The 24,835-nt window shown below is 40.7% G+C and carries 24 protein-coding genes; 18 read left to right on the top strand and 6 right to left on the bottom strand.

Annotated features, from left to right (window positions below; all coding sequences use genetic code 11):
• Positions 1-14 precede the first annotated feature (14 nt).
• Entirely contained in the window at positions 15-449 is a 435-nt protein-coding gene (locus OWEHO_RS15415; protein WP_041627666.1) for a hypothetical protein, read from the bottom strand.
• Positions 450-560: 111 nt separating this feature from the next.
• Here OWEHO_RS15415 and OWEHO_RS15410 point away from each other — a divergent pair, with 111 nt between their 5' ends.
• The 6 genes from OWEHO_RS15410 to OWEHO_RS15385 all read left to right on the top strand — a co-directional run bounded on the left by OWEHO_RS15410 (position 561) and on the right by OWEHO_RS15385 (position 7,326).
• Positions 561-1,088: a hypothetical protein gene (locus OWEHO_RS15410; RefSeq protein ID WP_014203421.1), complete on the top strand. Its 528-nt coding sequence runs from the start codon at positions 561-563 to the stop codon at positions 1,086-1,088.
• An 81-nt stretch (positions 1,089-1,169) separates the two neighbouring features.
• Positions 1,170-4,241, top strand: a complete 3,072-nt coding sequence (locus OWEHO_RS15405) for a T9SS type A sorting domain-containing protein (protein WP_014203420.1) — start codon at positions 1,170-1,172, stop codon at positions 4,239-4,241.
• A gap of 139 nt (positions 4,242-4,380) precedes the next feature.
• Positions 4,381-5,028 carry a hypothetical protein gene (locus OWEHO_RS15400; protein WP_014203419.1) on the top strand — a complete coding sequence of 216 codons (648 nt, stop codon included), beginning with the start codon at positions 4,381-4,383 and terminating at the stop codon, positions 5,026-5,028.
• A gap of 65 nt (positions 5,029-5,093) precedes the next feature.
• The gene (locus OWEHO_RS15395) at positions 5,094-5,699 is read left to right on the top strand and encodes a DUF5034 domain-containing protein (RefSeq protein ID WP_014203418.1); all 606 of its coding nucleotides are present in this window, start codon (positions 5,094-5,096) and stop codon (positions 5,697-5,699) included.
• A gap of 2 nt (positions 5,700-5,701) precedes the next feature.
• Complete coding sequence (locus tag OWEHO_RS15390) at positions 5,702-6,523, top strand: hypothetical protein (protein WP_143764635.1); 822 nt, start codon at positions 5,702-5,704, stop codon at positions 6,521-6,523.
• A 140-nt stretch (positions 6,524-6,663) separates the two neighbouring features.
• Positions 6,664-7,326 (top strand): hypothetical protein, encoded by a 663-nt coding sequence (locus OWEHO_RS15385; RefSeq protein WP_014203416.1) that lies wholly within the window; start codon positions 6,664-6,666, stop codon positions 7,324-7,326.
• On the opposite strand, the gene OWEHO_RS15380 is transcribed toward OWEHO_RS15385, so the two are convergent.
• The 5 genes from OWEHO_RS15380 to OWEHO_RS15360 form a co-directional block, all read right to left on the bottom strand.
• On the bottom strand, positions 7,310-7,993 hold the full coding sequence (locus OWEHO_RS15380) for a DNA alkylation repair protein (RefSeq protein ID WP_014203415.1): 684 nt from the start codon (positions 7,991-7,993) through the stop codon (positions 7,310-7,312). The two genes, OWEHO_RS15385 and OWEHO_RS15380, sit on opposite strands and share 17 nt — an antisense overlap.
• Complete coding sequence (locus OWEHO_RS15375; protein ID WP_014203414.1) at positions 7,986-9,422, bottom strand: ArnT family glycosyltransferase; 1,437 nt, start codon at positions 9,420-9,422, stop codon at positions 7,986-7,988. Before OWEHO_RS15375 ends, OWEHO_RS15380 begins: the two co-directional genes overlap by 8 nt.
• Before the next feature lie 9 nt (positions 9,423-9,431).
• Positions 9,432-10,169, bottom strand: a complete 738-nt coding sequence (gene pepE / locus OWEHO_RS15370; protein WP_014203413.1) for a dipeptidase PepE — start codon at positions 10,167-10,169, stop codon at positions 9,432-9,434.
• Positions 10,170-10,267: 98 nt separating this feature from the next.
• Positions 10,268-10,636 carry a four helix bundle protein gene (locus OWEHO_RS15365; protein WP_014203412.1) on the bottom strand — a complete coding sequence of 123 codons (369 nt, stop codon included), beginning with the start codon at positions 10,634-10,636 and terminating at the stop codon, positions 10,268-10,270.
• A 70-nt stretch (positions 10,637-10,706) separates the two neighbouring features.
• Positions 10,707-11,978, bottom strand: coding sequence for a sialidase family protein (locus tag OWEHO_RS15360; protein ID WP_014203411.1), 1,272 nt, complete (start codon positions 11,976-11,978; stop codon positions 10,707-10,709).
• Positions 11,979-12,286: 308 nt separating this feature from the next.
• Here OWEHO_RS15360 and OWEHO_RS15355 point away from each other — a divergent pair, with 308 nt between their 5' ends.
• The 12 genes from OWEHO_RS15355 (at position 12,287) to OWEHO_RS15300 (ending at position 24,781) form a co-directional block, all read left to right on the top strand.
• The gene (locus OWEHO_RS15355) at positions 12,287-13,705 is read left to right on the top strand and encodes an anthranilate synthase component I (protein ID WP_014203410.1); all 1,419 of its coding nucleotides are present in this window, start codon (positions 12,287-12,289) and stop codon (positions 13,703-13,705) included.
• Positions 13,702-14,265, top strand: a complete 564-nt coding sequence (locus OWEHO_RS15350) for an anthranilate synthase component II (protein ID WP_014203409.1) — start codon at positions 13,702-13,704, stop codon at positions 14,263-14,265. The genes OWEHO_RS15355 and OWEHO_RS15350 overlap by 4 nt, the downstream gene beginning before the upstream one ends.
• Complete coding sequence (gene trpD, locus OWEHO_RS15345; RefSeq protein WP_014203408.1) at positions 14,262-15,257, top strand: anthranilate phosphoribosyltransferase; 996 nt, start codon at positions 14,262-14,264, stop codon at positions 15,255-15,257. Before OWEHO_RS15350 ends, trpD begins: the two co-directional genes overlap by 4 nt.
• 4 nt (positions 15,258-15,261) lie before the next feature.
• Positions 15,262-16,074, top strand: coding sequence for an indole-3-glycerol phosphate synthase TrpC (gene trpC, locus OWEHO_RS15340; protein ID WP_014203407.1), 813 nt, complete (start codon positions 15,262-15,264; stop codon positions 16,072-16,074).
• A complete protein-coding gene (gene trpB, locus OWEHO_RS15335; RefSeq protein ID WP_014203406.1) occupies positions 16,071-17,891 on the top strand; it encodes a tryptophan synthase subunit beta in 1,821 nt (606 codons plus the stop codon). The genes trpC and trpB overlap by 4 nt, the downstream gene beginning before the upstream one ends.
• Positions 17,888-18,679, top strand: coding sequence for a tryptophan synthase subunit alpha (trpA, locus tag OWEHO_RS15330; protein WP_014203405.1), 792 nt, complete (start codon positions 17,888-17,890; stop codon positions 18,677-18,679). The genes trpB and trpA overlap by 4 nt, the downstream gene beginning before the upstream one ends.
• Positions 18,676-19,677, top strand: coding sequence for a bifunctional 3-deoxy-7-phosphoheptulonate synthase/chorismate mutase (locus OWEHO_RS15325; RefSeq protein ID WP_014203404.1), 1,002 nt, complete (start codon positions 18,676-18,678; stop codon positions 19,675-19,677). Before trpA ends, OWEHO_RS15325 begins: the two co-directional genes overlap by 4 nt.
• Before the next feature lie 93 nt (positions 19,678-19,770).
• A complete protein-coding gene (locus OWEHO_RS15320) occupies positions 19,771-20,256 on the top strand; it encodes a DUF6702 family protein (protein ID WP_014203403.1) in 486 nt (161 codons plus the stop codon).
• 38 nt (positions 20,257-20,294) lie between these two features.
• Positions 20,295-20,870, top strand: coding sequence for a HupE/UreJ family protein (locus tag OWEHO_RS15315; RefSeq protein WP_014203402.1), 576 nt, complete (start codon positions 20,295-20,297; stop codon positions 20,868-20,870).
• Positions 20,871-20,928: 58 nt separating this feature from the next.
• Positions 20,929-23,223, top strand: coding sequence for a M1 family metallopeptidase (locus OWEHO_RS15310; protein WP_014203401.1), 2,295 nt, complete (start codon positions 20,929-20,931; stop codon positions 23,221-23,223).
• A 172-nt stretch (positions 23,224-23,395) separates the two neighbouring features.
• Complete coding sequence (locus OWEHO_RS18070) at positions 23,396-23,974, top strand: C40 family peptidase (protein WP_014203400.1); 579 nt, start codon at positions 23,396-23,398, stop codon at positions 23,972-23,974.
• Between the two features lie 45 nt (positions 23,975-24,019).
• Positions 24,020-24,781, top strand: a complete 762-nt coding sequence (locus OWEHO_RS15300) for a hypothetical protein (RefSeq protein WP_041627664.1) — start codon at positions 24,020-24,022, stop codon at positions 24,779-24,781.
• The last annotated feature ends 54 nt before the right edge of the window (positions 24,782-24,835 follow it).

Here is a 24,835-nt window from a genome sequence, read left to right as displayed (position 1 = left end):
AGGCTTTTCTTTTTCTACTCAGCATTCCTAAGTTTCCGGTAGGTTTCTGAAAAAAACTCTTGAATTTCTGTATCTACCTTTTGGCCATCACTCCAATCCAATATCACAAGGTCAGGACCTGAACCATATATAATTTTGTAATTCATATTTCCAGGCTTAAAAGGAATTTTATCCTGTACATCAAGCACGTTCCAAGCTTCGAATATCATTGATACCTCACGGCTCGGCAACTTACCTTTTGGCTTTGGATTTTCTTGCCCTTCACCTTCGGTAACTTTCACCCTGCCGTCTTCATACAAAATGAAGCCTTCATATTTTCCGGTAATACCTCCTCCCTGGCTCAAAAACAAATAAGTGGATGATTCAGGTTTTGAAACCTTTGATCCACCACAAGAAACCAAAAAGAAGGAAAAAGCCAGCAAAGGAAAGATGCGAAGTAGAAATCTCATGTATATAAATTTATTGGCGAAAGCTACAATATTAATTGAGCTATGGCTTTCACCAAAAATGTATGGACCAATATTTTTATTAAGTTCATCTTCTAATTAAAAACTAAAACAATGAAACCACTAGCTCCTGGCTCGCGTATCAATCATCCCAAATATGGAAAAGGCGTAATCACCAATGCTACTTCGCAACACTATTATGTAAGCTTTATAGAAAGCGGTATAGAAACCATAGAGTTGGAGTCTGAATTTGAAGTAATTGAAGCCTTAAACTATGAACTAGACTTGGTAAGCTTTTACGAAGTAGAAACTACTTTGCGCCACCTATTACAGCGCTGGAGCGACATTACCCCCACTGTAAAAATTGCCGACCGCTGGAAAGATGGCACGATGGTGCTAAAGCCTAAGCAGCGCGATCTGGCCGAAAAAGAAATTCCTATCGACACTTTTTTTCACAAAATAGTAATGGTGCGAGATCGCCTGCGCGTAATGGAGCAAAAGATAAACTCCAGTAAGGAATTGGATGATACCACCAAAGTAGATTTGCAACAGTACATCACAAAGATTTACGGAAGCCTCACCACTTTCAATGTTTTGTTTAGAGATAAGGACGACAACTTTGTGGGAGAAAGGAGTAAGTGAAAGATGAAACTGTAACTTGTAAATTGTTAAGTCGACTTAAAATATTTGCCATTAAAGCTACCTGAATCTGATAAACAGGCCATGATAATAAAGAGATTATTTACTACTTTTTTTGTCACCGTGGCTCTGCAAATCAATGCCCTACACCGTATAGAACCTCAACATAATGGTAACTCAGGCTTTTTAGAAAACAAAGGCCAGATAACAGACAACAATGGCAAACCAAGGCCAGATATAATTGCGATTACCAGGAGCAGGGGTGTACAGGTTTTTATCGGCAAACAGGGGTTGCATTACCTGTTTGCTACAGCAGACACGACTGATTCCCCTACAGACAATCCTAAATTTAGCAATGGTCATAGCCCATACAATGAAAACATAGATGTCACCACATTTCGTCTGGACGTACATCTTGTAGGTTCCAACCCTACCCCGAGTGTAGAGTATGAAGATGCCACGGGCTACTATGAAAACTACTACCTAGCTCATTGCCCTGAAGGGATTACCGGTGTGCGTACTTTTAAAAAAATCATTCTGAAAGATGTATACCCCGGCATTGATTGGGTCTTTTATCAGCATGGTGAGTTTATGAAGTATGATTTTGTAGCGCAGCCTGGAGCTGATATTTCCCTGATTCAATTACAGTTTGATGGAGCTACAAAAATTCAGAAACATGACGATGGGAGTGTTTTAATTTCCACACCGCTTGGCTGTATTGCAGAACAAGCACCTCTCAGCACAATTAACAAAGAAGTAGTACCCAGCAGTTTTCAATTGAAGGACAACATACTTTCATTTGAAGTAGAAAAATCAGAGACTGACACTATCATAATCGACCCGATTATTGAATGGGGTACATATTATGGATATGGCGTTTCTGAGTCAAGTAATGATATTGACACCGATAGTATAGGCAACATCTACATGGCAGGAGCAAGCTCTGCCCTAACGCATGTTTCATCCGGTGGACATCAAAACACACATGCTGGCTTGAGTGATGGCTTATTAGTAAAATTTGACAGTACAGGCCAGCGGCTGTGGGCCACTTACTACGGTGGTGCCGGAATCGATAGAGGAAATTCATGTAGCACAGACCCTCAGCAAAACATCTACCTAGCAGGTACTACCACCAGTCTAACAGCAATAAGTAGTAATGGTCATCAAATGCAAAGGGGTAATCCAACTTCACCACATCCCTATACCTATGACGCATTTTTGGTAAAGTTCGCACCCAACGGAACAAGATTATGGGGCACCTACTATGGCGGAGATGCCAATGAAGAAGGTAGCCATTGCGGCACAGATGCGCAGTCCAATGTATTTTTAATCGGTTCTACCGGAAGTTCCAATAATATTGCCAGTAATGGATTTATGGACACACTTCCAAATTTAGGAAGCGCTTTTATGGTAAAATTTAACAGTAGCGGAAGCAGACTTTGGGGAACCTATTTCGGTGGAAATTTAATTAACGATGCCATTTCTGGTGAGGTGGATAAAATGGGTAACACCTACTTGTATGGGCAGGTGGTTGGAAACCCTGGAGATACAGGCCTTGCGTACAATGGTTTTCAGAACAGCCTTCAAAGCCAAACAGACCTGTATGTAGCTAAATTTAGCCCAAGCGGAGCTAGGCTCTGGTCTTCCTACTTTGGTGGACCCGCTGAAGAAAAGCTGTTTAAATTCAGAATGTTTAATAACAGTTGCGCTCTGGATAAGCAGGGCAATTTATTCATTACCGGTACTACCCAGAGTTCTACAGGTATAGCCACTGGGGGCATGCAGCAAAACTACCAAGGGGCCGGAGACTGTTTTTTGGCACGCATAAGTGCCGGAGGCTCATTATTATGGGCAACCTATTTTGGTGGACCTTATGAAGACCTAGGCTTCACTTGCACAGTAGACGGGAAAAAACGCATTTATCTAGCTGGACACACCATCAGTTCACAGGGCATAGCTTGGCGTGGCTTCCAAAATTATTTACAGGGGCCTTCTGATGGTTTTTTGGCCCAATATGACTATAGTGGCAAATTAATCTGGTGCACATACGTTGGAGGTGAAGATGATGACAAAATTGTAGCGAGCACCACCGATTTCAAAAATAACATCTACCTAGGTGGAGACACAGAAAGCTCTACCGGTATTGCCTTTAAGGGGTTTCAAAACAACCACCTCTATGGCCCCATGGGCAAACAAAGTGCTTTCTTGATGAAGTTCAAGGGCTGCTCTACCAATCGGCTGGACACCATACATGCCTGCGAAAGTTATTACTGGCCTATACAGGACACCATTTTCACCACCAGTGGCATGTACTCCGATACCCTTGTAGGTCCACAAGGCTGTGACACACTAGTTCAACTATACCTCAATATTCACAAAGCCACGCAACGAACACAGACAATTACTACATGTGATGAATACCTATGGCCAGCCAATGGCAAAATGTACCATTCCAATGCCTCAGACACAGCATTTTTACAAAGTATCCATGGCTGCGACTCTGTAGTTATTCTCAACCTCACAATAAAACATTCTAGCACTTCCACACTTATAGACACAGCATGCATTCAATATATTTCACCCAGTGGTCAACACAGATGGACTAAAAGTGGATTATATACCGATATTATCCGAAATAGGGCTGGCTGTGATAGCATCATTACTATACATCTCCAAATAAAAGATGTTGACACCGAGGTAACCCAAACCGACAGCACTCTAACAGCCCACGCCATTCCTGCTACTTTCCAATGGCTAAAATGCACTAATGGGCATGAAGTATTATCTGGACAAACAAAGTCCCATTTTGTTCCCATCTTCAATGGACGCTATGCTGTGAGGATTACCCAAAATGGCTGTACTGATACTTCTGCTTGCTTTACTATTTCTGATAAAGAATCAATCGACAACCCGTTCGGCATTAGAATGTCCATTTACCCAAACCCTACCACTGGTGTTGTGCATGTACAGTTTTCCGATGTACTACAAGGGGTGAATGCTACAATATGGACTACTGCTGGAAAGTTGATTTGGTTAGAAGAATTTGGAACCACCGCTGGTTTTGATCTTGAAATACCATGGCCCAAAGCCGTCTACTATCTAAAAATATCCATATCCAGCGGTAAGTCCGTGATTGCAAAACTCGTAAAAGAATAACTATCGATTACCACCACCTTGTTGCAGCGCCCATCACTTTCAATCTTTTGTTTAGAGATAATGAAGACAACTTTGTGGGGGAAAGGAGTAAGTAGCCAACCATAACTGTTTTTATGACGTTAGTCCAATAAACCTCAACATGAAAAAACTAATTAAACTAAGTCTGCTTGCTATTTTTCTGGGGATTCATCCTGTGAGTTGCGATAAATATGATGGGAATACGTGTGAAGGTTTGGAAGGTCACGCCTATTACATTTCCAATGTTGAAATAGATACTAAACACATCGCTAATCTGGATATAGGCTACCCAACTCATCTCGCACCCTTGATTGATACAAGTGAAAGTTATCATAATGATTCGATCGGTTTCCTTATGAGCTTCGAAAGTGTTGATTTGGCATTTTCAATCAAAGCACCGCCATTCCTTGGATTTCAAAATATGGCAATAGCCTGCTCTCCTTTATACCACTATCGCAATCCAGTTGAAAGCATTGTCGCAATCTACTCTGGAAGCAGTATAACCTTCAATGACTCTATAAACATAAATACCGGAGACACAATCACCAACATATTTAATGTTTCGAGTACATTCAATGATTATTCACCACCCGAAGCACTCGAATCCTACAGTGACTTATATCAAAATATAGAAGAAAGCCTTCTAATAAGATTCAGTGAAAACAATAAAGACTCTATAGATTTTCGGTTTGACCTGATTACCACTCTTACTGATGGAAAAGTTTTTAAATCGGAGCACATAACTGTTAAACTTCTCCCTTCAAAATAGCAACCCAACCACATTAATCCTTTTTCCGTGTAGATAAATAGTTCAAGCCACAAACTATTGATCTCATGAAAACCAAACGTATTTTATTCTTTCTTTTCCTTCCCCTTTTGTTGGATGTGCTTATCGTAGGATGCTGCGATTGCCCTACACCCGAATATTTTAATTACAGCAATTGCACTTTATCCCTACAAAACCTCGACAATGCCGGACCAAAACCGCTAATTGCTGTGGGTGACACCATTCTAAAAGAAGCATACGGCATTCAACTTACCATTGAACGCTCCGAAGGCATTTGCAGTCATCAGAATCTCCCCTTCTTTAGTAGTTCGGTTTATGCTTTTGGTTGTCATTGTTCCCCTGCATTAACAATCACACCGCAAGACTCAGCAACTTCAATACAAATCATTACAATCAATCCTTTTGACCAAAATCACGGAGCAGGAACTGACATATCCGGTTACTTTAAAACTGAAGGATTCATCGATATGAATGAATTTCTCACGGAGTTTAATCGACAACAATACGAACCAGAAAGCCGCACAAAGTTCCATATCAACTTTCTATTAATGACTCCTCCTCCAATCTCAGGGAATCATCAGCTTGAATTAATAATAAATTTCGCTGATGGAAGAACGCTAAAAGACACCACCACTATAGTCTATCTACGATGAGCATGCGATTCTTTATTTCCGCTTTATTACCAATGTTACTCTTTACCCATTCGGCCTTATCACAAAACGAGGTTCGTCCTTATGGACGCATTGACTTGCGACCAGGCATCGGATTCAACATGGGCACTCGACACACAAAAACCATCACTCCAGATTACCTCATCAACTTTGACATGAATAGTGTTTACTGGCAAATCTTTGCAGGCTCGTTTTATATCACAAAGCATTTTGGGTTGGAGATTAGCATGCATGGGTCCAATATCAACAACCACAAACAACAAACCGCTGATTATGAAAACTATCTCAACGAAAAATATAGTAATCAGTATTTTATTACCACTACTACAAAGCAGCCTCACTATGGTGAGTTTTTATTTGTAGGCGATCAAGAATCCTTTCGTTTTGGACCTGTCTATAGGTATCAACAAAGAAAACTACAATACAAAGCTAAGTTGCTTATAGGAACCGAAAGGATTGATGCAAACCCAAGCACTATAAGGCTTAAGGAAAAAGGCACCAACCAAATCACGGAAATAGATTATAGGGCTTCTCAACAGTACCAAGAAACATTTGCCATAACCCCCTCTCTATCTGTTGGGTATCGTTTCGCTGGACGGTTTCTAATAAACATTGACCTAGCCTACTCATATTCAAAAGCCAACTTTGTATACAAGGAAACTATCACAAACCTAGACGCTAACACTGAAGAAGTAAACACTTACCCCTACAACTTTAAACTCCATAAGGTTTCAATTGGCACTGGAATTACTGTTGAATTCGGAAAAATAAAACCTCGCACTAAGCAATCCCCAGCCTCGCTTTAACCTTCTCACTTTTCAGTTCTCGGAGGGCATCTAAAACTCTCAACAAGAGGATTTGAGCCTCAATTCTAAAACCTTAAACATCACTTAACACTGTCTTTCCAATCCCATCTTATTTTAGATTAGCCCATCAATTACTCAACATGAAAAACCTGATTAAACTATCCTTGCTGGCTATCTTTATAGGAATTCACCCCATCGGGTGCGTTAAAGAAGAAATCCAACACCCTTGTGCGGGCGAAAACTTTGCAACTTTGGTGAAAGCCGAATCATTCGCCAAACATTACTCATCAATTTCGTTTTTTAATGGTAGTACCATCAATCTAGGTAATTGGGTAGATTCTTCAGATTACTACCATAGAAATGATATAGCACTATCCTTTTCAATAGATGAAACAAAACGTATTGCTCAGCAAAGTCATAGCCTAGGAATTGGCAACAAAGCTTATGCTTGTAGTCCGGGTATTCCAAAAGTAGACAACAAAATATCCAACATTGACATTATCTATAGAGGAGATTCCCTTTTTTATAATAACACCTTTGGTACTTTCATGAATGGTGATACAATTTCAGATTTGTTTGAATACGCCTTTAATCGTTATAATCAATATCCTTCTGAGGCAATTAGGCCACTAAAGGACTTTTTACCTCAAGAACAGAGCTTGTATGATGAACTAATTCTAAAAGTTGCTTTCACTAGTAAAGAAGACTCCTTAACATTAAATTTTGACATTATTCTAACCGATTCAAATGGGGGCGTATTTGAATTTAACAGGAGTGCTTTTAACCTCAGATGGCGAGCCTAGTTTTAATCTTCTCGCTTTTCAGTTCTCGCAGGGCATCACTAGCACTCCACTTTGCAGATTTGGAGTCCATTTCCAAAAGCTCATTACAAAGAGAAATCATTATTGGATAATGCTTAATGCTTCGTTTTCCTAGCTCTCGAATAGCCCAATTCACGGCCTTCTTTACAAAGTTACGTTCATCAGTAGCGTACTTTTTTAGTAAAGGAAAAAATGGCTCCAAATCTTTATCCTCGGCCTTTTTATCATGGATTCGCAATGCAACAATCATTACTATACCAGCCCTGCGCACATATTCAGATTCATTATGAATCCAGCGCTCAGTTAAAGTCCAGCAAGCATCTATTTTCACCAAAAGGTTGATGCAAAGTTGATCGCACACATCCCAGGAGTAAATTTCATTTACCCATCTGTCCATTTGCTCCAGGGTCACCTCTTTGGGGTTTGCAATCAGCCCTGCAAGTAATTTACCTTCATGGTGTCCTTCATTCCAAAGCTCTTCGGCTAATGGCGTGTCCTTTCCTATTTCCTTAGCAAGCTTTCGTAAAACGGGCATGGATATGCCATAGGCTTTGTTGGCTTCTACACCAAAATGTGACAATGACTTTGCCTTTGCATTATCGCTACGTTCTTTTAAAAACCCTAAGATGTCACTCAGCCTATCACTCATCTGATTCCGATATTCTGTACAATTCAAACTTGTTTAACTCCAGCGGGTACTTTTCATAACCATCCAGGGGAAACTCTACACCTTTTTCCACCAGCCCCCACTTCATTGGCTCATTACCTTCACTTATTGGTCGGCTATCCAGTTGAATAAATTCGTTCCTCATAAAATAAGACTTTGTTGAGGAGTGCTGAGATAAAGATCGCGGAGCTACCATGGTGGTGTGCTGCCCTACAACCTCTGACACCTTTTGAACGTCCACTATTATTTTCCCATCACGTTTAGGCGTTCCTGCCAAAGCTATACTGGCTACTACCACAGCTATCAAAATAAGAAAGCTTAAAACGTATATGACTTTTCCTGCTTTTGGAGAAATATTACCTAACCAGTTTTGTACAACATCGGCCACAAGCACTGCCAAGGCCATAACCACTAGCGGTATAGCAGGAACAATATAAAACCCACGCTGTACGCTGGTGAGAATTAACGGCAATATTCCTGCAAGACCAATTAATAAGAAAAACCAAAATGCTTTTTTATCAAAAGAAAGCCATTGCCCACTTTTAGTCTTATTTATGATAGTTACCGAAGCCACCATTACCATCGGAATTAAAGTCTGCTGAAACAGCTCTCTTACAATTTCCAGTCTATTAGCCACCACCGGTGAGTTGTTGATTCTTTCCATCGTTCGACCGAAAAAGTAATGCTCCATCATCTGATTACTCTCGGGAAATACAAAAAGCATAAGTATAAAGCCAAATCCCACTGCAAACATAACTAAGGATAGACCCAGCATTTTTTTAAAACTGATATCGCGATAGACCAACCAATAAATAGCTACCGTTACCAACGGGTACATACCTGGAACCCCCTTTACCATAAATGCCAGAAACAATGAAAACCCTGATAGTGCCGCCCATAGATAACTTTTCGATGATGACACAGCGCTTTTCCAACCAAGAATAATTGCGACAAAAACAAACAAGGCCATGGTGTTTTCCATAATATTGTTGGTGTATGCCCAAAAAGTAAGTGGCATTACACTCCATAACAAAATTGGAAGCCAAGCTACTGACCTATACTTTGGCTGCACCATATTCCAAATACGACTAATGAGCACCATGGAAATAATATATACCAGCAAAAGGTAGAAGCGCTCTACGAATATGCTATTTCCAAATAACTTGAAAAACATAGCAAAAATCCAATATCCCAGAGGAGGATTTTCATAAAATCCGGGGTGACTGTTAATGTGATCTACGCTATAAAAGAGTTGCCAAGGCGTACCCATCCCGTTGGCCAGATTAAGCCCTACCGAAGTATAACAGGTTGCATCGAAAAACATCCCATCCATCATAAGAGCAGGAACCACCAACGCCAAAGCTATAGCAAGCGTCAAAAGCCCTAAAGGCTTGCTAAATAATATTCTCATGAAATGAGATTAGGAATTTAATAGAAACGAAACATCTCCAGGCTCTACTTCACGAGCATCCTTACCTTTTTCAAAAAGACGAGCCGTTAAATCTCCACTTAGCTCAAGTTTAGAATTTTCTAACCTCAACCAGCTTCCTTCGCGTAAACCAATTACTGCCTGTTCATTCTGAAAGTGAAATTCATTAATCCGGGTTTCACGAGTTTCTCCTTGATGCTTAGAATCAGGAATAGGATCTAAATAATGCGGATTGATATTGAAAGGCACCAATTGCAAGGCGTCAAAACTTGGCGGGTAAACAATCGGCATATCATTGCTTGTGCCTATGGTAAGTCCAGTTATATTACTACCTGCACTGCTTCCCATATATGGTGTTCCGCTTTTTACAGCTTCACGCAAAGGCTCAATTAATCTGTTTTCATAAAGTGTTTTGAGCAACAAAAAGGTGTTACCTCCTCCTGTGAAAATTCCTTTAGCATTAGCTACCGCCTCTGCTGGGTTTTCAAACTCATGAATGCCTTTTACAGAAACACCAATTTGAGCGAAAGCTTTACGTGGTGCTTCCGTGTACTCGTCAAAGCTTACCCCACCCGGGCGAGCGTAAGGAATAAAAAGGATTTCTTCTGCTCCGTCAAAAAAGTTTTTCACCTCATCGAGCAAATACTCCATGTAGGATGAACCGTAAATTTTACTTGTGGAAACTATTAGGAGCTTGGAATCGGGAGTAAGGAATTGGGAGTTTGGCATTTTCTTTATTCAGTTTGCAATTTTCAATTTGGCAGTTGGCAAATCAATAGTTTGCAAAAATGCAATTCTTACTTAAAACTAACCTAGGTATAGGGATTCTATTTTGCTCCGTATTTTTCCGGATACTTCAGCATATGTCCTAATAGCTTTCCAACCTCTCCATTATAAACTTGAAGACGTGAATGTGAATCTTCATCTAAGTATTTGCAAGCAAGGGCAAAGTCGAGCCAAATTGAGGTTTCGGTATTTTCCATATCCGCATCTGAAACCTTAGCCATAAAATGCTTTTGATACATTCTCTTTCTGTAACCTTCACCAAGATTTACACACACTGAACGGGAAGAACGCCTCACTTGATCCGTTAAAGAGTAAACTTCTTCTTTTGGAAATCTTTTTGTTTTTTCAAATATTTCCATTGAAGTATCAAAAGCCTTGCTGTAGGCGGTTAAGTCTTTAAAAGTTCCCATTGTGTTTAGATTATATATTCAATTGAATTTAAAAAATCTAACCCAACGAATTTGCAAACTGCAAATTGATCTATTGCAAACTGATAATCGCTGTCCAAATACTCATTCCTCCATCAGCTTCCATGCGTGTCCAAATGGGGCGGACCATACCATTGTATGCATCTATGTGATTGTAATCTCCAAAAAAGACTAATGGATTTGGCGTAAAGGTTTTTTCATTAATCTTTTCATTTGTCCAGTGTTTGCCGCCATCCTTACTATACGCCATGTACACATCGGTTTGCAAACCTTGTAAATCTCTTCTATCATAAAACACCGCGTAGAGGTAACCGGTCACTGGGTCGCAACTTATCCATGTAAAAAACTGATCCGCTTTTCCTTTATCGTCATTTATCTTTTTGGGCTTGCTCCAGCTCTTTCCTTTGTTGGTGCTTTTGCTAAACCACACATCAAAATTCCCCTTACGATCATCCACCCAGTTCACATAAATAGTTCCTCGGTGTGGGCCATCACTCACATCGCAAACCGTAACCGGCATTCCATTGGCGCGCTGCAGTCCAGGCACATGAATGTCCCAGCCACCGGGTTGGTCAGCCACTTCTACATTAGTTTTACTCCAGGTTTTGCCACCATCTAAAGATGAATTGAAATATATTTTTTCATTATAACCCCAAGCCACATATACTTCCCCGTCAGGGCCCACTGCCGGCACCGCACCTTCGGTCGTACTATCGCCATCCAGGCAGTTTCCACTAAATTCATTTACCTGAATGGCCTCACTCCAGCTTTCACCTCTATCGGTAGACATTGAAAACAAAATGTTGGTTTTATCAGCAGTGTCTTTACTTCCATATTTATCAAACTGTGTCCATGTGGCATAAAGATTATTATTGTTAGGATCAACAGCTACCCACTGCTTATCCTGATCTTTTGGATGATCGAGCCCCATGTAGCTACCGTTGTTCCAGGTTCTGCCACCATCTGTACTTTTTTGGCAAACTATTCTGTCCAGTATTTCTTCGCTCTTCCAGTTTTTTCCGGTAGGATCCGAAAGGTGAAAAAAGTACTGATTACCTTCATAGTCAGAAATCAAAACCGGATCGCCCCACACACCATAAGATGATTTCAAGGTATCGCCAGTCCATGTCAGGCCACCATCATTAGAGTAAAAAACTCTGTCCAGAATAGCTCCTGCCGTCACATTTTGTGGGTCTTTCTTATTGATGGAAATTGAAGGCTCGCAAATACCTCGGTGAGCAGGAGCCGACTCTCCAATTTTTACATTTTTATACTGCCCCATCATCAATGCTGGGAACAGGGCTAGAATGAATAGTTTTTTCATGGGCTTACTTTATTCTCGCAAATATCCCTTTAAAAGTCAAGCTACACAAGCATACACCAAAGGTCCGCTAACCTTGAAAACCTTGTGTGAAAATGATTTTTTCCAAAAAACAATTAGGCCGTTTGCAAAATGATTCTACATTTGCCTTCACAATGAGAAACACAATGTTAAATAGCTGGTGGTGGCAATTCACGAATTTCGATTCCGTGAAAAGCGCCTGTGCTGTTTGATAGTATAAATATTTCAAACCCCACAAAAAGGTCTGCCTCACGGCAGGCCTTTTTTTTTGCACTAAACTCAAAATTCATATGTCAAAAATCAAACTACAAACCCATCACCATCAGCATCTTGCGGACACATTAACGCCAGTTTCATGCTATCTCAAAGTTCGTGACCACTTTCCTGGTACCTTCCTGTTGGAGAGCTCAGATTACCACAGCCGAGAAGATAGTTTCAGTTATATCTGCTGTTCGCCTATGGCTTCGTTTAAGCTTGAAAACCATGTTCTGACTGAATCTTTTCCAGATGGAACTACCTCATCAGTAAATCTAAAACCAGAGCAAGATGCGGTTCAATTACTTCAAAATTTTGTCTCAAAATTTTCTAGCAACGGTCCGACATCCAAACTTAAACCTGGCGGCATATTTGGCTACATGAGCTATGAGTCTGTGCAGCATTTTGAAGATCTGAAGCTGAGTAACCCAACCAAAGAAAACAAGCAAATTCCTGAAATCTACTATAAGCTTTTCCGAATTGTAATTGTGTTTGACCACTACAAAAACATGATTCACATTTTGGAGCATGCACCTCCCGATGAAGATTCCACTCTCATAGAAACGGTAAATCAACTTCTAAAAAACAGTAGTGTTTCTTCCTATCCATTTAATCTAAAAGGCGCTGAAAAAAGCAACCTAGCTGATGATGAATATCTGGAAATGGTAAGGCAAGGGCAAAAGCATTGTCAGCTTGGAGATGTCTTTCAGATGGTTTTATCCCGTGAGTTTCAGCAAGACTTTCAAGGTGATGAGTTTAACGTATATCGCTCCTTACGCGCAATAAACCCTTCGCCCTACCTCTTCTATTTTGACTTTGGAAGTTTTAAAATTTTTGGCTCTAGCCCAGAAGCACAATTAAAAATTCAGGGTAATGAAGTGCTGATAAATCCAATTGCAGGAACCTACAAGCGAACCGGAAATGATGAAAAAGATAGACAGCTCGCGCTTGCGCTAACAGAAGATCCCAAAGAAAAAAGTGAACACATAATGCTGGTAGATCTGGCCCGTAATGATCTAAGCCGTCATTGCAGCAATGTGCACCTAAAGACCTATGCCGACATTCAATTTTTTTCGCACGTAATACATATGGTAAGTGAGGTGCGTGGCCAAATTGAAAATCCAGAAGGGCATATACGAGTACTTGCAGACACCTTTCCAGCTGGTACCCTAAGTGGTGCGCCAAAGTATAAAGCGATGCAGCTGATAGACCAAATCGAAAATGTACAACGCAGTTTTTATGGCGGGGCCATTGGCATGATGGACTTTGATGGCAATTACAACCACGCTATCCTTATCAGATCTATGCTTAGCAAAAATAATTGCCTTACCTACCAGGCCGGTGCCGGAGTAGTAGTAAGTAGTCAGCCCGAAAGCGAACTAAAAGAAGTAAACAACAAGGTAGCTGCGCTTAGACAAGCGCTAGTAAATGCCGAAAAAATTCAACAATCATGAAACTATTAGTGCTTGATAACTACGACAGTTTTACCTACAATTTGGCACATATTCTTCGCAAATTAGATGTTGACTTTGAAGTTCGCAGAAACGACAAAATCAGCTTGGATGAAGCCAAAAACTATGATCAATTTTTGTTTTCACCTGGGCCTGGCACACCAAAAGATGCTGGCATTCTCAAAGACCTTATTTCTACTTACAAGAACACCAAACCGATGCTCGGTATTTGCCTTGGGCATCAAGCTATAGCTGAAAGTTTTGGTGGGAAACTCATTAATCTATCTAAAGTATACCACGGTGTTTCTTCCACTATGCGTGTAACTATCGCTGATCAACTTTTTGAAGGCATTCCAACAGAATTTGAAGCGGGCCGCTACCATAGCTGGGCTGTAGAAAAACATTCGCTGCCACCAGAACTTGAAATAATAACTACGGATGATGAAGGCGAAATAATGGCAATACGCCACAAGATCCTAAATATCAGAGGGGTTCAATTTCACCCCGAAAGCATCATGAGTGAATTTGGAGAACACATCATTAAAAATTTTATAGAACTATGAAAACCGTACTTGAAAAGCTTTTTAGCCATCACACCCTAAGCTACACCGAGGCAAAAAATGTGTTACTCCAAATAGGCAGAGGAGATTTAAATACTTGTCAGACTACATCATTTCTCACCGTATTTCAAATGAGGAGCATAACGGTAAATGAGCTAAGTGGTTTCCGCGATGCATTGCTTGAACTGTGTCTTCCGGTTGACTTATCAGAATATGACCCGATTGACTTATGCGGGACGGGTGGTGATGGAAAAGACACGTTTAACATAAGCACGCTAGCAAGCTTTGTGGTAGCAGGAGCCGGAATATCCGTTGCAAAACATGGAAACTACAGTGTTAGCTCCAGCTGTGGTTCCAGCGATGTAGTACAGCATTTGGGGTATCGATTTTCTTCATCAGAAGAACAACTAAAAAAAGAGCTTGACTATAGTGGCATCTGCTTTTTGCATGCCCCGTTATTTCACCCAGCCATGAAATTGGTTGCCCCCATTAGAAAAGAGCTGAAAGTAAAAACCTTCTTTAATATGCTGGGGCCAATGGTAAATCCATCCAGACCCAACAAGCAAATTGTAGGGGTGTTTTCACTGGAACTAGCTCGCCTATATCAATACCTATATCAGCAAACACCCAAGCAGTACTCCATTATTCACGCGTTGGATGGCTATGATGAAATTTCTCTAACGAGCCCCTTCAAGCATATTTCCAATAATGGTGACCGGGTACTTTCACCCTCCGAAATAGGACTTGAGCCGGTACGCCCTGAGGAGCTTTATGGTGGCAACACTGTAAAAGATGCGGCTGATTTATTCATAAAAATTTTAAATGGAAAAGGTACGAGCGCCCAAAACCGAGTGGTACTCGCCAATGCAGCAACGGCTATATCTACAGCCACCGCACTCAACTTTAGCGACAGCTATGAGCAAGCCCAAAAATCACTTAGCGATGGAGCCGCATTAAGATGCCTCAACAAATTAATAGAAACGTCTAAAAAATAATAGGATGAATATTTTAGAAAGAATAATAAACCACAAAAAGAAAGAGGTGGCGGAGCGAGTTTCGCTATATCCTACCACCCTTCTGCAAAGAAGCCCCTATTTCCAAACTACTCCTCTCTCCTTAGTTTTATATCTAAAGCGACCTGAAGGTCATGGTATTATTGCTGAAATCAAAAGAAAGTCACCTAGCAAGGGGGCTATAAATTTGTATGTAGATGTAGAACAAACGAGCATTGGTTATATGCAATCCGGTGCCTCTGCCCTTTCGGTGCTCACCGATAATGAGTTTTTTGGTGGTAGCAATGCCGACCTTACCACGGCTCGAAAATTCAACTACTGCCCCATTCTAAGGAAAGATTTCATCATTGATAAATATCAAATTACCGAAGCCAAAAGCATAGGTGCCGATGCCATTTTGCTAATTGCCGCAGCTCTTACTCCCGAGCAATGTAGAACATTGGCTAAGTATGCTAATGACCTAAATATGGAAGTGCTATTGGAAGTCCATAACCGCAATGAAATTGAGAGCTACCTTAATGAATATGTACAGCTTGTGGGGGTAAACAACCGAGACCTTAGAACATTTGAAACCCGCTTAGAAACCTCTCTTAATTTGGCAGAAATAATTCCTGATAGTTTTTTAAAAATCAGCGAAAGCGGACTAAAAACCCCGAAAGATGTAGAGCTACTTAAACAACATGGATATAGTGGTTTTTTGATGGGGGAAAGATTTATGCAAGAAGCCAACCCTGCAAAAGCGTGCTCTGAGTTTATCCGCCAACTATCTACCAATGCTCACTCAAAATCCGTGATATGAATTCATCCAAGCTCAAATTAAAAGTCTGTGGATTAAAAAATCCCACAAACATCATGGAGGTGGTTGATTTACAACCGGATTTTGCCGGGTTTATTTTTTATCCAAAATCTCCCAGATATGCGGAAAATCTGGACCCTCAAATACTACACAATCTTTCGAGTGAAATTTGTTCTGTTGGTGTTTTTGTCAATGAATCCTCTTCCACCATTATGGAAATTGTAAACCGCTATAAGCTAAGAGCGGTGCAACTACACGGAGATGAAACACCAAGCGACTGTGAAACCCTAAAGAATCAAGGACTTGTAGTAATCAAGGCTTTTGGTGTGCACAATGATTTTGACTTTACCATTTTGGAAGATTACCTGAGTGTATGCGATTATTTCCTATTTGATACTAAGACAAGTAAACATGGAGGTTCCGGACAAAAGTTCAAGTGGGAAATACTCAACAACAACCCTTATTCTAAGCCCTACTTTTTGAGTGGCGGAATAGGCCCTACAGATTTGGAAAAGATATCCAAACTCAACCTAAGTCAGCCTCCATTTGGCATAGACGTAAATAGCCAATTTGAAACCAAGCCCGGTGAAAAAGACATCTCTAAATTAAAAGACTTTATGAAGCAAATGAATACACATTATGCTTCCGCAAACTCCCAAACCACTCCTGATGCTGATGGTTTTTATGGAAACTACGGTGGAGCATTTATCCCTGAGTTGCTTTATCCAAATGTGGAGGAACTTCGAAATAACTACCTGAGAATACTGGAAGACCCGAGTTTTAAGGAACAGCAAAATCAACTTTTAAAGGACTATGTAGGGCGGCCTACTCCTCTTTATTTCGCCAAAAGACTCAGTGAGCATTTTAATACTCAGATTTACCTAAAGCGTGAGGACCTTTGCCACACAGGAGCGCACAAAATAAATAACACCATAGGGCAAATTTTACTTGCTAAAAAACTTGGCAAAACAAGAATCATTGCTGAAACCGGTGCGGGACAACATGGTGTAGCGACTGCCACGGCAGCTGCCCTAATGAACTTGCCCTGCATTGTATATATGGGCGCACTTGATATTCAGCGGCAAGCTCCCAATGTGAGCCGTATGCGCATGCTTGGCGCAGAAGTACGTGCTGTACACAGTGGAAGCAAAACGTTGAAAGATGCTACAAATGAAGCTATCCGCGACTGGATAAATAACCCCGAAGACACACACTACATACTAGGGTCGGTGGTAGGCCCACATCCTTATCCGGATATGGTTACCCGGTTTCAGGCAGTAATTAGCGAAGAAATAAAGCACCAAATGAATGGCTTGCCTGATTATGTGCTTGCCTGTGTAGGCGGGGGAAGCAATGCCATTGGTGCCTTTTACCATTTTCTAAAAAATAAAAACGTGCAGCTGTATGGTATAGAGGCGGCTGGTCATGGTGTAAACACTAACAAAACTGCAGCCACATTAGCCGTAGGAAGTTCGGGGGTTATTCACGCCAGTAAAACCATTTTAATGCAAACCGAAGATGGACAAATTATAGAGCCACACAGCATTTCCGCAGGCCTTGACTACCCGGGCATCGGTCCTATTCATTCTCATTTACATGAAACAAACCGTGTGAAATACGTCTCAATTACGGATGAGGAAGCACTGGAGGCTGGATACTTATTATGCAAATTAGAAGGAATTATCCCTGCTCTAGAATCTGCACACGCACTGGCATATTTGAAATACCTAAAGCCACAGCCGCATGAAAAAGTAGTGGTTAACCTAAGTGGAAGAGGTGATAAAGACCTTAACACTTACCTACAATATTTTGAAAAATGAACACACTGAAATCAAAAAACAAGGTCCAAACTCTGTTTGAGCAAAAGCAGAAAGATATTCTAACTATATACTTTACCGCAGGTTTCCCTAAGCTAAATGACACGCCCAAAATCCTAAACGGACTTGAAGCTGCCGGAGTAGATATTATTGAAATAGGAATACCCTACAGCGACCCATTGGCTGACGGCCCTGTAATTCAAAACTCAAGTACACTTGCGCTCAATAATGGAATGACATTGGCCAAACTCTTTGAGCAATTAGAACACGTAACGATAGAAGCCCCAATAGTTCTTATGGGCTATCTAAATCCAGTTTTACAATTTGGTATAACTAAGTTTATCCAACGTTGTGCGGAGGTTGGTGTGAGCGGACTCATACTTCCTGACCTTCCTGTGGAGATTTATGAGCGCGACTATAAAAAGCAATTTGAAGCTTCCAATTTGAATTTTATAGGTTTAGTAACACCGCAAAGCTCGGATGCACGCATTGCAAAAATTGACCGAGCCAGTAGCGGTTTTATTTACGCGGTTTCTTCAGCAAGTACTACTGGGTCTAATAAGTCTGTGGGAAATTTTAAAGATTACCTGGACAAGCTTCAAAACTTGAACTTGAAAAACCCAGTGCTCACTGGCTTTAATATAAAAGACCACAACAGCTATCAGAATGCTTGCAAACATTGCCGTGGTGCTATTATCGGTTCGGCATTTATTTCACACCTCCAAACAAATGGTGTTGCAAATGGCAGCATTCTGAATTTTGTTCAAAAAATAAAACAATCTCCATCATGATTATCCAATTAGAAAATACCATTTCCCCTCAAAACCTTGACCTCCTGAAAAGAGAAATCACTAATGTAAAATACAGCGTAAATCAGGTTTCCACTCAAATGGGAAACTACCTTGTATGTATTGGAAAAGATGAATTTGACATCAGGAGTATAGGACATTTATCCGGAGTAAAGGACATTCATCGAGTAAATGAAATTGTAAAACTAGTTTCTAGAAAGTGGAAAACTGAAAGGACACAAATTGACCTTGGTGATGGGGTGAAAGTTGGTGACAAAAACTTTGCTATAATGGCTGGACCGTGCAGCATTGAAGGTGAAGAACAAATCAGAAGTACAGTAAAACAATTGGTTAAAAGTGGCGTGCGAATAATGCGAGGTGGAGTTTACAAACCTCGTTCGTCACCATACAGCTTTCGCGGAATGGGCATGGATGGCCTAAAGTTATTTTCCCAATTATGTAAGGCGGAAGGGATAAAAATCATAACCGAGGTAATGCAAGTGAGTCAAGTGGAAGAAATGCATGATTATGTAGACATTTTTCAGGTGGGGTCAAGAAACTCGCAAAACTTTAACCTGCTAGATGCGCTTGGCGGGATTGACAAACCTGTATTAATAAAACGAGGAATTAGCGGCAGCATTGATGAATTACTCTACTCGGCTGAATACATTTTTAGTGGAGGAAACGAAAAGTTAATGCTTTGCGAAAGGGGTATCCGCACATATGAGAGAGCCTATAGAAATACGCTAGACCTCAATGCCGTTCCTATCCTGAAAGAAAAAAGTCACTTACCCGTAATTGTGGACCCTTCCCACGGAATAGGACTTAGACAACATATGGAACCTATGGCTTTGGCGGCCACTGTAGCTGGAGCAGACGGCCTGCTTCTTGAAATACATGAGCAACCTGAAATAGCCTTTAGTGATGGCCAACAAACCTTGAACTACCGAGAGTTTGAACAACTATTAGAAAAAATTAAAATAATCAAAGAGGTGCTTTAAATAGCAGCCTGAGTTAGTCAGATATGCATTACCTCATGTTGCGTTCAAAAGTCAAAGACAGCCTCGCTACCTTTGCACAAACATTTGTATACATTGAATACTATTATCGCCATTTTAATATGTCTTACCACCACGGTAAAACACGACTTCCATACAAGTATCACCAATGCTGAGTATAATCCCAAAACCCAATCCATGGAAATAGCCATGAAGCTATTTACTGATGACTTGGAATTGACGATAAAAAACAAGCATGAGGTGATACTAAACCTCAACTCAACTAGTGAATTGCCTGAGGCCGATTCACTGATTTACAATTATGTAATTGACAATTTCTCAATACAATCTGGTAAGAAGTCGGTTTCTCCCACTTTCGTGGGAAAGGAAATTGAAAACGGCATTACCTTCATCTACCTTGAGATACACTCCTTTCCTGTAGCAAAAGAACTACTTGTAAGAAATACCGTATTTTTTGATACGTTTGATGATCAATCAAACATTGTAAATATCAAGCTTGATGGAGAGCTAGAATCTGCCTTTTTGAAGAAAGGTCAGGAAACTGAGTTAGTTCAGTTTTAAAGTTTTCATCTGGTTTTTTGTTTATCGAAAACAGGCTTATGGGTTCATTTGGCACTTATCTTCAACTTGGTTACGAGCACATTGTAAATATTGCAGCTCTTGATCATGTTCTTTTCATTCTTGTTTTGATGGCTGTTTACCAGCCTAAAAATTGGCTTAAAGTAGTCTTGGCCATCACCTTCTTCACCATTGGCCACAGTATTACACTCACACTTTCTACACTGGATTTGGTGAAGTTTGATATGAAACTGATTGAATTCCTTATTCCCGTTACCATTCTGGTAACCGCACTTTTTAATCTCACTGCTGCTGGGCAAGATCAAAGCTCAAAAACAAAGTATTGGTTAGCCGGGATTTTTGGCCTCATTCACGGCCTGGGCTTTGCCAATTACTATGGTATGCTTACCCTAGGTGAAAGCAGCTATTGGTCGGCTCTTCTTCCTTTTAACCTCGGTGTAGAGTTGGGGCAGCTTCTTGTTGTTTTTCTTTTTTTAATTATCACCATTATTTTTCAGCAAATCATTCATGTAAAGCATCAGTCCTGGAACCTCTTTTTCTCCGGTGCAGGCTTTGGTTTATCCTTGGTAATGATTCTCGAAAATTGGCCCTTCTAGCCTATTTTCAAAGGTTACCCTGAAACCTTATATTCGCCCTTCGCAAAAAATCAGGTACATGAAAAGATTGTTATTGGGCGCTTTAGCTTTGTTTATTACAAACGCAGGTTTTGCACAGTATACCAACGAAAGCAAATTCAAGCAGCTTAAAGAAGAACTTCCTACTCCCAACGTTTACCGCACCGGCTCCGGGGCCCCAGGCCCATGGTACTATCAGCAGCAAGCTGACTACACTATGGAGATTACGCTTGACGATAATAAGCAGCGCATAAGTGGGGAAGGCACCGTGGTTTACACCAACAACTCACCTGATCCTCTAAATTATATTTGGGTACAGCTCGACCAAAATGTACGAGCAAAAAATTCTGAAACTCAACAAATAAAAAAAGGCTCCATCTCTGACAAGATGAGCTACAAAAGTCTTGAGTACTTATTTTACGATTTTGATGGTGGATTAAAAATTGAGCACATTGTAGACGAAAATGGTAAGAAGCTTCCTTTTTACATCAACAACACCATGATGCGCATCAACTTACCGAAAGCACTAAATAAGGGTGAATCGTTCACTTTTGGAATGAAGTGGTGGTACAATATTCAGGAGCGCGCAAAATATGGAGGCCGCAGTGGGCTGGAGTATTTTGAAGAAGAAGATAACTACCTATATACCATCGCTCAGTTTTTCCCGCGCATGGCTGTATACAATGATGTAGAAGGTTGGCAAAACAAACAGTTTTTAGGACGTGGCGAGTTTGCCTTGGTTTTTGGAAACTATGATGTAAAAATCACGGTGCCTTCTGACCACGTGGTGGGTTCTACCGGTACACTTCAAAATGCTGAAGAAGTACTTACCAAAGAACAACAAAACAGATTGAAAGAGGCGAGAAAATCATTGGACAAGCCAGTGATGATTATTACAGAAAGTGAAGCTAAAAAAGCTGAAAAAGGAAAAGCCAAGGATACCAAGACATGGCACTTTAAAGCTGAGAATGTGCGTGACTTCGCATTTGCTTCTTCTCGTAAATTTATTTGGGACGCTATGGGCGTAAAGTTTGGCGACCGTACCGTAATGGCGATGAGCTACTATCCAAAAGAAGGAAACCCACTTTGGGAGCAATACTCCACCCGTGTGGTAGCTCACACCTTAAAATCATACAGCAAGTATACCTTTGACTACCCCTATCCAACAGCAATTTCAGTGCATAGTGACCGCATTGGTATGGAATACCCTATGATTTGCTTTAATGGTGGCCGACCTGAAGCAGATGGAACCTATAGCGCTACCACTAAGTATGGAATGATTTCGGTAATTATTCATGAAGTAGGGCACAACTATTTTCCTATGATTGTAAATAGTGATGAGCGTCAATGGACATGGATGGATGAAGGTTTGAACACCTTTGTTCAATACTTGGCTGAAATGGAGTGGGACAAGGATTACCCATCCAGAAGAGGGCCTGCCTACAAAATTGTGGACTACATGAAATCCCAGCCAACCGAGCAAGTTCCCATTATGACCAACTCTGAGTCTATCCTTCAGTTTGGAAACAATGCTTATGGAAAACCAGCTACTGCGCTTAACATTTTACGGGAAACCGTGATGGGCCGTGAGGAGTTCGATTATGCTTTTAAAGAATACTCTAGAAGATGGATGTTTAAACACCCCACTCCTGCTGACTTTTTCCGCACTATGGAAGATGCATCAGCCACTGATTTAGATTGGTTTTTTAGAGGTTGGTTTTACACCACTCAGCATGTGGATATTTCCATAGACAATATGGAGCATTTCCAGTTTGACAGCCAAAATCCTGAAACTAACAGCAAGGCAGATCGTGAAAAAGCTAGTAAACAGCGCTTTATTGGTGATATGCGAAATGACACTGCCCTTGCCGGAAAAACAGTAGTAGAGCAAGATGAAAGCATGCGTGACTTTTACAATGATAATGATGAGTTTACTGTATTTGAATCAGACAAGAAGAAATACAATGACTATATAGAATCATTGAGCGATGATGAAAAGAAACTGTTAAACAGCGGCTTAAACTTCTATGAGATTAGTTTTTCAAACGTAGGAGGCTTAGTGATGCCTGTAATTCTTGAGTTCACCTTTAGCGATGGCAATACTGAAGTGCAACATATGCCTGCTCAAATTTGGCTAAAAAATGAGGACTCTTTTACAAAGGTTTTCGCTTTCGAAAAGAAGGTAACCAAGGTGGAGTTAGATCCATTTTTGGAAACTGCGGATACGGACAGAAACAACAACTATTATCCTCCACAGCAAGAGCCTAGCCGATTTGAGCTTTACAAAAGACAACAACGCGAAAGCAAAAACAATATGCAGAAAGCTGGAAAATAAATTAAGCTTTCTTAAGAAGATCACAAGCTCCCCTTTAACTTCAAGTTATTGGCGAGCTTTTATTTATACGCAATCTTGCGTATTGTCAAGCTCTATAGTAATTAACAATTTTGACTTGTCAGAAATAAACTTTACGCCTTGATAACTTTTACAGGAATGTAAAAACTGCCAGATGAATTTTAGGATTTTTGTGATAAATCCATCCAAAGGTAGAATGAGGTACAAGTTAATTCCGGCAAGCGTTCTTTTAATGTGCATCACATCATGTGGCAGCCATAAGGCTTCGCAAAAAACTTCTTCCACGCCAGTGGAAAAAGGCCCGGAAATAGAACATGAGCTCAAAGGCCCGGAAAAATCCCCTTGGGAAAAGACGGATGTAAAAGCCCGTAATCAATCACTCAGTGACTTTGTAAAAGACTGGGAAGGTACTCCGCATAGAATGGGAGGCAACACTAAGAAAGGAGTAGACTGCAGTGGATTTGTAATTCAAGCCTACCTACAGGTATATGATGAAGAATTCATCAGCAGACGAGCAGAAGACATTTTTGGTGAAACCAAACCCGTAAAGCGTGACAAGCTTCAAGAAGGTGATCTTGTGTTTTTCAAAATAAGCGGCAAACGTATTAGCCATGTAGGTATTTATTTGGCTGATGATAATTTTGCCCACACCAGCTCTAGCCGTGGAGTAATGGTTAGTAACCTTAACGAGGCATACTGGGATAAGCGCTTCTTTATGGGCGGTCGCAAGTGATAGCACTTCAACATTAGATTTTATTTAACCTAAATACTAATTACTATGAAAAAGCTGCTATGCTTATTTGTGGCAGGAGCTCTCCTGTCTTCTTGCGAAAAGAAAAGTGATGATACTACAACAGATCCAGACCCCACTCCAACGGCTCCTTCGCCAACTGTTAATATACCAGGTGTCATGGGAAGCTTAGTTGCTGTAAAAAGCTCATCAACCGTTACTGTACCAGGCCTAGGTGATCAAACCACAATAATTGGTACGGCTACAGCAAATTTTAGTGACGGTACCTCAACCTCAGTTTCTGCCGGCACTGTAGAATGTATGAACCAAAAATTGACTTCACAGAATGGAGCCTACTTTTATAAGCCTGGTTTCACTAATCCTTCAGGTATCGACTTTGACGGAAGTGCTGTAGAATGGGATGTAGCAGGAAATGGTAGTATCCCTGCTTTTAGTTACAACTACATGGAAGAAGTACCGCAAATCGGAGGTATTACCGGAGCGTCAGGTGATGTAAAAAGATCCGAAGACCTTACCATAAGTATTGACATGGGAAATGTTTCAACAGACATCAGCTCTGCAGATTCGCTAATGTTTAATGTAATTGACAAAAATGGAAAAACACTGATGCAAACCACTGCTCCTAATACTACCAGCTACACCTTTAGCGCAAGCCAAATGGGCACACTCGCTGAAGGCTTTGCCTATGTTCAAGTGGTGGGCTACAACTATCTACTGCGCACAGAAACCGGCTATGAGGTAGCCTATATAAACCTTGGTGCAATGACAAAAAATGTGACGTTGAAGTAATAACCCCTAATTATCTTTACCGTTTACAAGAGCCAAACTTGCGATAAGTAAGTT

The sequence above is a fragment of the Owenweeksia hongkongensis DSM 17368 genome (assembly GCF_000236705.1).
Classification (GTDB): Bacteria; Bacteroidota; Bacteroidia; order Flavobacteriales; family Schleiferiaceae; genus Owenweeksia; species Owenweeksia hongkongensis.
The sequence above is the reverse complement of the archived record's forward strand: the minus strand, read 5'-3'. Positions and strand labels throughout refer to the sequence as shown.

Coding starts and splice junctions, on each gene's coding strand:
- trpA (WP_014203405.1), top strand. CDS start 17,888: ATGAACACACTGAAATCAAAAAACAAGGTCCAAACTCTGTTTGAGCAA.
- OWEHO_RS15310 (WP_014203401.1), top strand. CDS start 20,929: ATGAAAAGATTGTTATTGGGCGCTTTAGCTTTGTTTATTACAAACGCA.
- OWEHO_RS18070 (WP_014203400.1), top strand. CDS start 23,396: ATGAATTTTAGGATTTTTGTGATAAATCCATCCAAAGGTAGAATGAGG.
- trpC (WP_014203407.1), top strand. CDS start 15,262: ATGAATATTTTAGAAAGAATAATAAACCACAAAAAGAAAGAGGTGGCG.
- OWEHO_RS15405 (WP_014203420.1), top strand. CDS start 1,170: ATGATAATAAAGAGATTATTTACTACTTTTTTTGTCACCGTGGCTCTG.
- OWEHO_RS15395 (WP_014203418.1), top strand. CDS start 5,094: ATGAAAACCAAACGTATTTTATTCTTTCTTTTCCTTCCCCTTTTGTTG.
- OWEHO_RS15410 (WP_014203421.1), top strand. CDS start 561: ATGAAACCACTAGCTCCTGGCTCGCGTATCAATCATCCCAAATATGGA.
- trpB (WP_014203406.1), top strand. CDS start 16,071: ATGAATTCATCCAAGCTCAAATTAAAAGTCTGTGGATTAAAAAATCCC.
- OWEHO_RS15390 (WP_143764635.1), top strand. CDS start 5,702: ATGCGATTCTTTATTTCCGCTTTATTACCAATGTTACTCTTTACCCAT.
- OWEHO_RS15300 (WP_041627664.1), top strand. CDS start 24,020: ATGAAAAAGCTGCTATGCTTATTTGTGGCAGGAGCTCTCCTGTCTTCT.
- OWEHO_RS15385 (WP_014203416.1), top strand. CDS start 6,664: ATGAAAAACCTGATTAAACTATCCTTGCTGGCTATCTTTATAGGAATT.
- pepE (WP_014203413.1), bottom strand. CDS start 10,169: ATGCCAAACTCCCAATTCCTTACTCCCGATTCCAAGCTCCTAATAGTT.
- trpD (WP_014203408.1), top strand. CDS start 14,262: ATGAAAACCGTACTTGAAAAGCTTTTTAGCCATCACACCCTAAGCTAC.
- OWEHO_RS15325 (WP_014203404.1), top strand. CDS start 18,676: ATGATTATCCAATTAGAAAATACCATTTCCCCTCAAAACCTTGACCTC.
- OWEHO_RS15415 (WP_041627666.1), bottom strand. CDS start 449: ATGAGATTTCTACTTCGCATCTTTCCTTTGCTGGCTTTTTCCTTCTTT.
- OWEHO_RS15400 (WP_014203419.1), top strand. CDS start 4,381: ATGAAAAAACTAATTAAACTAAGTCTGCTTGCTATTTTTCTGGGGATT.
- OWEHO_RS15355 (WP_014203410.1), top strand. CDS start 12,287: ATGTCAAAAATCAAACTACAAACCCATCACCATCAGCATCTTGCGGAC.
- OWEHO_RS15360 (WP_014203411.1), bottom strand. CDS start 11,978: ATGAAAAAACTATTCATTCTAGCCCTGTTCCCAGCATTGATGATGGGG.
- OWEHO_RS15380 (WP_014203415.1), bottom strand. CDS start 7,993: ATGAGTGATAGGCTGAGTGACATCTTAGGGTTTTTAAAAGAACGTAGC.
- OWEHO_RS15365 (WP_014203412.1), bottom strand. CDS start 10,636: ATGGGAACTTTTAAAGACTTAACCGCCTACAGCAAGGCTTTTGATACT.
- OWEHO_RS15350 (WP_014203409.1), top strand. CDS start 13,702: ATGAAACTATTAGTGCTTGATAACTACGACAGTTTTACCTACAATTTG.
- OWEHO_RS15315 (WP_014203402.1), top strand. CDS start 20,295: ATGGGTTCATTTGGCACTTATCTTCAACTTGGTTACGAGCACATTGTA.
- OWEHO_RS15375 (WP_014203414.1), bottom strand. CDS start 9,422: ATGAGAATATTATTTAGCAAGCCTTTAGGGCTTTTGACGCTTGCTATA.